Here is a 10749-nt window from a genome sequence, read left to right on the forward strand (position 1 = left end):
GCCTGCCGCATACGGGGCTGACGGAAGTTGCCTTTGCGGGCCGCTCCAACGTCGGCAAGTCGAGCCTTCTCAATGCGCTGACAGGCCGCAAGACCCTTGCCCGCACATCCAACACGCCGGGCCGGACCAAGGAGCTCAATTTCTTTGCGCTCGGCAAGGAAGACGCTCCCGCCCTCGTGATGGTGGACCTGCCGGGCTATGGCTATGCGCGGGAAACCAAGGCACGCGTGAGCCAATGGACATCGCTCGTGATGGCCTATCTGCGCGGGCGGCCCGAACTGCGCCGTGTGATGCTGCTGATCGATTCCCGCCATGGTCTCAAGCCCAATGACCATGAAGTCATGGACATGCTGGACGAGGCGGCCGTCTCCTATCAGATCGTACTGACCAAGATCGACAAGCTGAAGAAGGGCGAACTCGACACGCGGCTCGTTGAAGTGCGCGAAGCACTGCGCCGCCATGTGGCCGCCCATCCGACCATCCTCGCCACATCAAGCGAGAAAGGATCGGGCATGGCAGAACTTCGCGCCGAGATCGCCTCGCTGGCTGATCCGGCAGCGCTGGGATATAAACCGCAGGCCGAATGAGGGGCGGAACAGGGCAAGACACCATGCCAGACCAGACAAACAAGACCCAGACACTCGACAGGGCGCGCGTCCTTTCCGAAGCGCTCCCCTTCATGCAGCTTTATGACAAGCGCACGGTCGTCGTGAAATATGGCGGTCATGCCATGGGCGATGAAGCGCTTGGTGCGGAATTTGCCCGCGATATCGTTCTGCTCAAGCAGGCAGGACTCAATCCCATCGTCGTGCATGGCGGCGGTCCGCAGATCGGCGCGATGCTGACGCGGCTCGGCATCAAGAGCGAGTTTTCCGGCGGGCTGCGCATCACCGACAAGGCGACCGTCGAGATTGTCGAGATGGTTCTTGCCGGATCGATCAACAAGCAGATCGTGGCGCAGCTCAATCAGGCGGGTGGCCGCGCGGTCGGCCTTTGCGGCAAGGATGGCAATCTCATCGTTGCGCGCAAGGTCGAGCACAAGGTTCACGACCCGGAATCGAATATCGAGAAGATTCTCGATCTCGGCTTTGTCGGCGAGCCGGCTGCGGTCAATCCTGAAATCCTGCAAGTGATCCAGAAGTCGGACATCATCCCCGTGATCGCGCCGATTGGCGTATCTCCGGACGGACACACATACAACATAAATGCGGATACGGCCGCAGGCGCCATTGCCGCTGCGATGGGCGCTGCCCGCCTTCTCCTTCTCACCGATGTAAGCGGTGTGCTCAACAAGGAAGGCAATCTGATCGAGGAACTCACCATCGAGCAAGCCCGCGCGCTGATGAAGGATGGCACCATTTCCGGTGGCATGATCCCGAAACTTGAGACCTGCATCGAAGCGGTTGAAGGCGGCGTTGAAGCTGTCGTCATTCTTGACGGGCGCGTTCCTCACGCCGTTCTGCTTGAGCTTTTCACCGAACATGGTGCAGGCACGCTGATCCAGCGCTGACTATTGCCTCATCGCGGCTTTCCCCTGCCCGCTCACGGATGCTAAAGTTTCCGTCAGGGGGAAGTTCGCGCCACATGAAGCATCTTCTGCAGATTGCCGCTGCCACGCTTTTTCTCTGCTTCATGCTGCCCGCGGCAGCGAAGGCAGATTACGAGTTCTGCAACCTCACGAGCTATGTGCTTGATGCCGCAATCGGCTTTGAGTCCGAACGCGGCTGGATGAGCCGCGGCTGGGTGCGCATCCTGCCGGGCGATTGCGCGCCGATGCTGCAAGGGCCCGTTGAGGAAAGCGACTATTACGTCTTTGCCCGCTCCATGGATGCGCATGAGGGCAGCATCAAATATTTCTCCGGTAATATCGGCTTCTGTGTTGTGGAGAACGCCTTCGAGATAGAAGGCCGCGACCAATGCGCCATGCGCGGCTTTGATTCAGCCGACTTCCTGCGCGTGAGACCATCCGCCGGAAAGAACTGGACGACCAGCTTTGCGGAGGCAAGCGACTACACGCCCGAGCAGGCCCGCATCGCCGGCGTGCAACGACTGCTGCATGATCTCGGCTTCGCGCTGCGGCAGGTGGATGGCATTGCCGCACGCAACACGCTGCGCGCCGTTGAAGCTTTCCAGCGTTCCGAAGATTTGCCTGCAACCGGCCGGATCGACACGGAACTTCTGGAACAACTTGTGGAACGCGCCATTGCGAACCATGCAAGCCTCGGCCTTGATCTCTGCAACCGGACGGATGATCTCGTCTGGGCCGCGATCGGCTATCGCAATGGCGATGAGGAAATCTCGAGCGGCTGGATACGCATTGAGGCCGGAAGCTGCCGGAAAGCAATCAAGGGCAAGCTCTTGCAGGATGCCTATCACGTCTATGCCGAAGCGTTGGACCATAGCGGTTCACCTGTCCGGCGCGACGGCGTTGAACTCGTCTGGGGCGGGAATGACAGTTTTTGCACCAAGGCAACGCGCTTCGAAATCCGGGGTCGGGAGAGCTGCGCGGCGCGCGGCTTCGATGAACGCGGCTTTCTGCGTGTCAATACGGGGGATGAGCTTTACCGCTCTGTCACCTTTGAATGATGTGCTCAGGTGAATGAGGTGCTCAGGCGCTGTTTGCCTCAAGCCCGAAATACTGGAGATGCCAGACCATCTCCTTCTCATCAAACGGATAGTCGATCCCGTCTCGCGGCAGGATGAGACTTTCTTTCGGCACACGCGCAATATGCGTTTCGATGGCAAGCGCAGTGCGCATGGAAAGCCCCGCCTTCCAGCAGAGCGCCACAATGCCGCGCCCGCTTTGCGCATCAATCACCATCTCGACCGTTTCAGGCGGTGCGCCCGACAGAAGCGAAAGTGCTGTGACCACAGGTGTGCGCCGCGCAAGGGTTGCCGCACCCGTGACGATTTCATCACCCAGCTCGCCGCGCGCAAATGCCTTGCGGACAATCTCCACCGTGACAGGCTGGCCCCTGCCATCGCGCCCGCTTTCAATGGCCTCCTGCGCGCGCGCCTTCAGCCATTGTGCAGTTTCATCATCAAGCCTGTTGCGGCTGGCAAGCTCATCAATCAGCGAGCGCGAGACAAATGTGGCGATGCGCCGAATGGCCCGTAGGGAAAGATCGGTCCGCATCACAAGCGGGCGATGCCACGCCTCAATGCCCTGCGCCTGCGTGATGATCCTGTTCAATGTCTCTTCGCGGATCTGCGCGCTGGGATTGGCCAGAAGCTGCGCCACCGCCGGAATATCGAGCGAGGCAGCAATGGCAGCGGAGACATCGCCGCTCAGCCCGTCGCGCCGAGCAATGGCTTCCAGAGCACCATGCACGCGGGTCGAGGCGATGAGCTCGATCAGATCCTCATCCGACAGGAGCGGGGAATAACGCAGGATCGGGCCGCAGACCGTTTCCTCAACATCATGCGCAAGTTTGAGCGCCAGGCGGCGCGGGATATGTGCGCATTGCGCTATCTCTTCTGCAATGATGGCGCGCACGCGAGGTAACTCGTCCTCGGCCAGTCGCTCCAGCAGCTCAAGTGATCTTTGCTGCAGGCGGGTGAGTTCGCCCGCCTCCATATCCGGCATCAGGCGCGCAATCTTGCGGGCAAGCTCCTGACGCACCTCGCCATCGGAATCCGTGCGCAGCAGTTCATTTGCCTGAATGGGCGTTGCGGGATTTGCGGCAACAAGGCCACGCACCTGCCGGTCATCATCGCAGGCAAGATAGTAAAGCGCTTCGGGCGGCGCATCAGTGCGCGCGGCAAGTTCGCGCTTTGCTGCCTTTTGGTGGCTTTCCAGCACGCGGCGCGCATCTTCGTAGCGAAGCTCCGCGGGGAGCTTCTTTCGCCCGAACAGCCGTGAGAGAAAACCGATCGCCATTCCTGCACCGGAAGATTGAACACCTGTGCAGTTTTCCGGCCCTGGGTTTAACAGTTGATTAAGAGTTTGAGCCGGAAACGAGCGGTTTACCTCTTAGCCCCTCCCGCCTCCTGTCAAACTTGCCAAGTTCCGCGCAAAGCGGCACATAGAGGCCATGACGGCGATTGAAACATCCCCCCTCCCCCGCGGCTTCAACCATGTCGATGCCTGGGTCTTTGATCTGGACAACACGCTTTACCCGCCTGCCTGTGATCTCTTTGCGCAGGTGGACCAGAAAATGGCCGCCTATATCTGCGACCTGCTGGGAGTCGATGTCGCGGAAGCACGCCGCATCCAGAAGGAATTCTACATCGAGTACGGCACGACGCTTTCCGGCCTGATGGCCGTGCATGGCTGCGAGCCGGAACCCTTTCTCGATTTCGTGCATGATATCGACGTATCTGGCGTGATGGCCGATGAAGCGCTTGGCGCGGCGATTGCGCGCCTTCCGGGGCGCAAGATCATTTTCACCAATGGCTCGCTTGCCCATGCGGAAAATGTGCTGCGTCAGCTTCGCATCGATCATGTGTTTGATGGCATTTACGACATTGTGACGGCGCGATATGAGCCGAAGCCGCGCCGGGGTGCCTATGACCGCTTCATCGAGGCCAGCGGCATCGAGCCTTCCCGCGCAGCGATGTTTGAGGATATCGCTCGCAACCTCGAAGTGCCCCATACGCTTGGCATGACAACCGTGTGGGTGCGGCCCGGTGTGGCGGGGCCGGAGCGGCATCATCAGATTTCATTTGAAGGCGCAGACGGCCCGCATATCCATCACGTCACGGATGTGCTGAGGGAGTTTCTGACGTCGCATTGCCTCGCTGCGTCAGCGACGGCCGAATAACCGCTCAATATCCGACAGTTTCAGTTCCACATAGGTCGGCCGGCCATGATTGCACTGGCCGGAATGAGGGGTTGCCTCCATCTCGCGGAGAAGCGCGTTCATCTCTTCTGCGGTAAGCCGCCGCCCGGCCCGCACCGAGCCGTGACAGGCAATGGTGCCGCACACTTCTTCCAGCCGTTCCTTGAGTGACAAGGCTTCATCAAGTTCGGCAAGATCGTCTGCGAGATCGCGCACGAGACCCGCAACATCGAGCTTGCCGAAAATCGCAGGCACTTCGCGTACAACGACAGCGCCCGGACCAAAAGCCTCCAGCACGAAGCCAAGCTCGGCGAGTTCATCCGCGCGCGCGGCGAGACGCTCGGCCTCTGCCTCATCAAGATCGACCACTTCGGGAATGAGCAATAGCTGGCGGGCAACACCGCGCTCCGCCATCGCCTTTTTCATGCGCTCATAGACAAGGCGCTCATGCGCCGCGTGCTGATCGACAAGAACAATTCCGTCCGCCGTCTGCGCCACGATATAGGTTTCATGCACCTGACCGCGCGCCACGCCAAGCGGCATGTCGGGCGTCGGCGCAGCGGGGGCGGCGTGAGGCGCCTCAGCAAGAGGCTCGACACGCGCCGCGTGTCCGCCGAGTTCCGCGAAAGCGCCCTGCCAGTCCCTTTTCTCTTCCGCGATACCGGGTTGCCAGGAAGGAGACGCAGACCAATGGGACGGCACGGGCGCATTGTTCGGCTCGCCCGGCCGCAGCGCGCCGAGCGCGGCACCGGCCACCGTGGTCGAAGCGCGATGACCCGCCTCGGCCAGTGCCCGCTTCAGCGCACCGACAATAAGGCCACGCACAAGGCCCGCATCACGGAAGCGCACTTCCGCCTTCGCCGGATGAACGTTCACATCCACATCGCGCGGATCGATCTCGACAAAAAGCGCAACGGCGGGATGCCGGTCCCGCGCGAGGAAATCCGCATAGGCACCGCGCACCGCCCCGACGATCAGCCGGTCGCGCACCGGGCGGCCGTTCACGAAGAGATACTGCATCAACGCATTGCCGCGATTATAGGTTGGCAGTCCCGCGAAGCCGTGCAGGCCCACGCCTTCGCGCATGGCATCAATCGCAAGCGCATTGCTTTCAAAGTCACGGCCCATTACCGCGCCGAGGCGCGAGAGCCGCCCGCCCTCACCCGGCAGTTCCGGCTCAAGGCGCAATATGTTTCGCTCACCGCCCGTTAGCGTAAAGCCGGTTCCCGGATGCGCCATGGCAAGACGCTTCACCACATCGGCAATCGCCTGCGTTTCCGAACGCTCGCCTTTCATGAACTTCAGACGCGCAGGCGTCGCATAAAAAAGATCGCGCACTTCGATATGCGTGCCTGTGCGGCCTGATGCAGGCTCCACTGCGCTGACGCGCCCGCCTTCCACTATGATGCGATGGGCCGTCTCTGCATCGCGCGGGCGACTTGTGATGGTGAGACGCGCCACAGCGCCGATGGAGGGGAGCGCCTCGCCGCGAAAGCCGAGCGTTGCGATGTCATGCAAATCTTCAAGACCTTCGTTATCGAGACGAAGCTTCGATGTTGCATGACGCTCCACAGCCAGCGCCAGTTCTTCCGCCGACATGCCGATTCCGTCATCAATGATGCGGATGAGATCACGCCCACCGCCTTCTACGACAATGTCGATATGGCGCGCGCCTGCATCAAGCGCGTTTTCGACAAGCTCCTTCACTGCGCTTGCGGGGCGCTCCACCACTTCGCCTGCTGCGATGCGGTTGATCGTTCCTTCGCTGAGGCGGCGAATACGGCTCATCGGTTTCGGGCTTTGCCTTCGGCAAGATATTTGCGGGCGAGGATTTTTCCTTCCTCAACCGCAGGCTGGTCAAACGGGTCAACGCCAAGGAGGCGCCCGGCAATGATGGTCTCCAGCATAAAATGCATGAAGAGAGCACCGAATGTGCGTTCATCAAGCGCAGGAAGCGTGAAGGTTCTGACGGGTCGTCCGTTCTTTGCAAGCGTATCTGCCGTTGCCCGCTGTTCGGCATCGACGAGATCGCCGATGCGGTGGCCTCCCAGAAAATCGAATGCCGTGTTTTCGGCGATCGAAGCAAGCGCTTCTGGCCCCTTGCCCTTCGTGTCGGTCAGGAAAAGCGTGAAGAGCTTATCGCGCGGACCGGCGAGCCAGAGCTGAAGCTGGCTGTGCTGGTCCACCGGCCCAAGCGCCTTAACCGGCGTCGTGCCCTTGCCATCCTTACCGAGACTTTCTGCCCAGAGCTGGCAATACCAGGCGAGGAAACGCTCCAGCCTGTCTGCATAGCCAGCAACGACCGACATGGCCGTGCCCTTCTCGCGCATCATAGCGACTTGCAGCGCGGCGCCGAGTGCGGGCGCGGCATGGGCCGCCCCCTTGCCCTCAAGCACCGGTTTCAGCACGGCGGCGGCACCCGCGCGGATCGCTGTGATGTCGAGGCCCAGAAGGCGGGCAGGCAGAAGGCCGACATTGGTGAGCACCGCATAGCGCCCGCCGACGCCCGGATCATGCTCCAGCGTCGGGAAGCCATATGTTTCCGCGAGCGCGCGCATGGGATTCGGCTTGCCGTTCTTCGCAGGCTCGGTCAGCACGGCGAAGTGATGCTTCATATATTTGCCGCCGCCCGCCTTTTCGAGCGCGCTCATGGCGGCGAGTGTCTGAATGGCAGGCTCGACCGTGCCGCCCGACTTCGAGACGACGAGAAAGCGTGTCGTCCGCAAGTCGCTGTTTCCGAGCACAGCTTCCATCGTCGCGGCATCGAGATTGTCGGGGATGTGGATACGCACGCCGCCCTTCTGCACATTGGCCTGCGTGCCCCAGCCGGTAAGCTGCGCCAGCGCCTGCGCGCCGAGCGCCGAACCGCCAATGCCGAAGATGAAAATATCCGTTGTGTTATTGAGAAGATGGTCGGCCACTTCCTCGATCGGCGCGAGATCATCCTGCCTTGCAGGCACACGCAGAAGCGGCAATTCATTGCTGTCATGTGCGCGGCGCAGCCAGTCCAGCGCGCTTTCCGTTTCGGCGAGCGTCGCATCAAAGGCTTCACGGGAAAGGCCGCCCTCACTGCCGATCCGGTCGGCGAAGCAATTATCGAGAGACTGTCGATAGGGAAGGTCGGATGCGGCCATCTGTTTCGTTCCGATCAAAGCGCGGGAAGGAGGCCATGCGCGGTTGCTGGCCCCCGAAGCGTAGCAAGGCTGAAGCGTAACAAGAAGCTCAACGCCCGGCCAGCAGGGCGCGTTCCCTTGACCGCGATTTCAGTGCGGCACTCCCGACGGGTGAGCGGAGGGTGCGGGTGCCATGTCATCCCGCTCGGGCAGGCCCGAATCGGTTGAAAGGTCGGGCTTTCCTACAATCGTCACCAGCAGATTTTCCGGCTTCAGAAGGCGGGCTGCCACGCGGGCAATATCCTCCTGCGTCACGGCCTCGATGAGCGCATTGCGGCGCTCGACATAATCAATCCCGAGATTTTCGAGCTGAATGCCCAGAAGCTGGTTCGCAATCGAGCGGTTCGATGTGAAGCGCAGCGGATAGGAGCCGGTCAGATAGGTTTTTGCGTCTTCAAGCTCCGCCTCAGTCACGCCATTCTTCGCCATGGACGCAAGTTCGCGCCGGATGATGGCAAGCGTCTGGCCGACGCGCTCATTCTTCGTTCCGACTTCACCGAAAAAGAACGCCGCATGGGTGCGAGGATCAAGGTAAGTGCCGACTGAATAGGCAAGGCCGCGCTTCACCCTGACCTCTTCCATCAGGCGCGAGGAAAAGCTGCCGCCACCCAGAATGTAGTTCATCACGAATGCGGGAATAAAATCCTCATCATCGCGCAGCAATCCCTGCGAACCGAACAGAATGACGCTTTGCGGGAAGTCGCGCACCACGACGACGACCTCCCCCTTTTCGGGAAGTTCAACATTCGGGATCGCGGGCAAATCTGCTTCTTTCGGCAGGGTGCCGAATGTCTTGTCGAGAAGCGCGCCGAGCTCTGCCGCAGGGATCGGACCAACCACGGCGATTTTCAGATTGTCGCGCGCGAGTATGCGTTTCGTATAATCCGCAAGATCGTCCCGCGTGATCTGCGAAATCGAGTCCGATGTGCCTTCGCCTGCCCGCGCATAGGGATGGTCGCCCAATGCGGATTTGAACCAGGTGTCTTCCACGATCCAGTCCGGCCGGTCCCTATTCCGCGCGAGGCTGGTGAGGATCTGCGCGCGGATGCGCTCTACCGCATCTTCATCGAAACGCGGGCTTGAAATGGCGAGCGAGAAAAGACGGAACGCCTCATCGCGTGCATTCGCAAGAGTCTGAAGAGAGCCGCGAAAATGATCGCTTTCGGCAGAGAAGGAAATGCGCGCGGCAATGTCGTCCACGCGCTCCTGAAAGGCTGCGGAATCAAGATCGCCTGCCCCTTCATCGAGAAGCGCGGAAACCATATTGGCGAGGCCGCTTTTTTCGGAGGGGTCGGAGGCCGTTCCCCCCGTCCAGGCAACTTCCATCGTGATGACGGGAATTGAGTCTTCCTGGACGAGCCAGGCTTCAATGCCGCCCGGGCTTACCACGCGCTCAATATTCATGGCTGCGACAGGCGCGAGCGGTGCGACCAGAAACAAAAGAACGGCAAGCGCGAGGCGGATCACGGCTCTTCTCCCGGCAGAACTTCGCCTGTCACGGCATGGGTGCCTTCAAAGACCAGCCGCGCAACGCGAAGCACATCCGCGCCTGTAACGGCCTGCACACGCTCCGGCCATTCATGTATCTGGCGAGCGGTCATGCCCGTCATCAAACCTTCGCCATAGGCATAGGCCATGGTGCGCTGATTATCGCGCGCATAAACGGCACCGGCTGCAATGACAGTCTTTGCGCGCGCAAGTTCGTCATCATTGACGCCGCCCTGAAGCAGCCGCGCCACTTCCGCCTCGACTGCCGCTTCAAGCAGCTCCAGCCCGCCATCGGTGCGGGGCACGGCATAGAGGCCGAACTTGCCATCATCAAGGCGGCTGCCCTCGTACCAGCTCTGCACACCGGCAGCGATCCCCTGCTCCACCACAAGTGAGCGGTAAAGGCGGCTCGTCGTGCCGCCACCGAGAATTTCCGCAAGCACGTCAAAGGCAGGCTTGTCTGCTTCCTGCGCCGTGCGATAGCCGGGGGCGGGATAGAAGCGGAGCCATGTCGGCTGCGTCACGCGCGGGTCATACCGCGTGATGCGCACATCTTCGCTCGGCCATTCAATCGCGGCGCGCTCGCGGATGAAGGTCGGCGCGCGCTCCCCGATCACGCCGTAATATTTTTCAGCAAGGGGACGAAGCTCTTCCGCCGTCACATCACCCGCCACGATGAGCGTTGCATTGTTCGGTGTGTAGAAACGCTCATAGAAATCGAGCGCATCTTCCGTGGTGAGGCCCGCGATCTCTTCCATATGGCCGATAATGTCACGGCCATAGGGATGATTGCCGTAAAGCGCGGCACTCATTTCCGACTGAAGTGCGGCAACGGGATTGTTCTCGATCCGCATCCGCCGTTCTTCCATCACCACATCGCGCTCGGGCAGCACTTCGGCGTCGGTCAGCCGCAGTTGCGTCATGCGGTCTGCTTCCATCTCCATGACGAGAGGAAGCCTGTCTTTCGCAATCACCTGAAAATAGGCGGTGAAATCATAATGGGTGAAGGCGTTATCCTGCCCGCCATTGCGCGCGACGATGCGCGAGAACTCGCCGGGTGCGATCTTTTCGGTGCCCTTGAACATCAGATGTTCGAGGAAATGCGCAAGGCCGGTCTTGCCTGGCGTTTCATCCGCGGCGCCGACCGTGTACCAGACCATATGCGTGACAACGGGCGCGCGGTGATCCGGGATCACCAGCACGTTCATTCCGTTTTCGAGCGTGAAGGTAACAGGTGGTGCGCCCGTTGCGAGGCCACCGCTTCTCCCGAAGGCAAGGCCCAGCACAACCGCAATCAGAAGCGCAGC

The 10749-nt window shown here is 60.9% G+C and carries 9 protein-coding genes; 4 read left to right on the forward strand and 5 right to left on the reverse strand.

The genetic code is table 11. From position 1 onward, the window contains the following. The 3 genes from yihA to WBF74_RS13580 all read left to right on the forward strand — a co-directional run. Nucleotides 1–587: ribosome biogenesis GTP-binding protein YihA/YsxC (yihA, locus tag WBF74_RS13570; RefSeq protein WP_424440810.1), on the forward strand; the 587-nt coding region annotated here is incomplete at its 5' end. 23 nt (nucleotides 588–610) lie between these two features. Beyond that, nucleotides 611–1510: an acetylglutamate kinase gene (argB, locus tag WBF74_RS13575; RefSeq protein WP_424440812.1), complete on the forward strand. Its 900-nt coding sequence runs from the start codon at nucleotides 611–613 to the stop codon at nucleotides 1508–1510. Nucleotides 1511–1584: 74 nt separating this feature from the next. Continuing rightward, entirely contained in the window at nucleotides 1585–2586 is a 1002-nt protein-coding gene (locus WBF74_RS13580; RefSeq protein ID WP_424440814.1) for a DUF1036 domain-containing protein, read from the forward strand. A 22-nt stretch (nucleotides 2587–2608) separates the two neighbouring features. Here WBF74_RS13580 and WBF74_RS13585 read toward each other — a convergent pair whose 3' ends face one another. Then, complete coding sequence (locus WBF74_RS13585; RefSeq protein WP_424440816.1) at nucleotides 2609–3880, reverse strand: DUF2336 domain-containing protein; 1272 nt, start codon at nucleotides 3878–3880, stop codon at nucleotides 2609–2611. Nucleotides 3881–4034: 154 nt separating this feature from the next. On the opposite strand from WBF74_RS13585, the gene WBF74_RS13590 reads away from it, so the two are divergent. Continuing rightward, nucleotides 4035–4763: a pyrimidine 5'-nucleotidase gene (locus WBF74_RS13590; protein WP_424440818.1), complete on the forward strand. Its 729-nt coding sequence runs from the start codon at nucleotides 4035–4037 to the stop codon at nucleotides 4761–4763. Here WBF74_RS13590 and mutL read toward each other — a convergent pair. The 4 genes from mutL to WBF74_RS13610 form a co-directional block, all read right to left on the reverse strand. Continuing rightward, entirely contained in the window at nucleotides 4746–6569 is a 1824-nt protein-coding gene (gene mutL, locus WBF74_RS13595; RefSeq protein WP_424440820.1) for a DNA mismatch repair endonuclease MutL, read from the reverse strand. The genes WBF74_RS13590 and mutL overlap by 18 nt on opposite strands. Next, nucleotides 6566–7915 carry a glucose-6-phosphate isomerase gene (locus WBF74_RS13600; RefSeq protein WP_424440822.1) on the reverse strand — a complete coding sequence of 450 codons (1350 nt, stop codon included), beginning with the start codon at nucleotides 7913–7915 and terminating at the stop codon, nucleotides 6566–6568. The genes mutL and WBF74_RS13600 overlap by 4 nt, the downstream gene beginning before the upstream one ends. Before the next feature lie 129 nt (nucleotides 7916–8044). After that, nucleotides 8045–9421, reverse strand: coding sequence for a M16 family metallopeptidase (locus WBF74_RS13605; protein ID WP_424440824.1), 1377 nt, complete (start codon nucleotides 9419–9421; stop codon nucleotides 8045–8047). Next, the coding region (locus tag WBF74_RS13610) for a M16 family metallopeptidase (RefSeq protein WP_424440826.1) at nucleotides 9418–10749 on the reverse strand (1332 nt) is incomplete at its 5' end. The genes WBF74_RS13610 and WBF74_RS13605, both read right to left, overlap by 4 nt.

It is taken from the genome of Parvibaculum sp., from assembly GCF_049672805.1.
In the GTDB taxonomy this organism is placed as follows: Bacteria; Pseudomonadota; Alphaproteobacteria; order Parvibaculales; family Parvibaculaceae; genus Parvibaculum.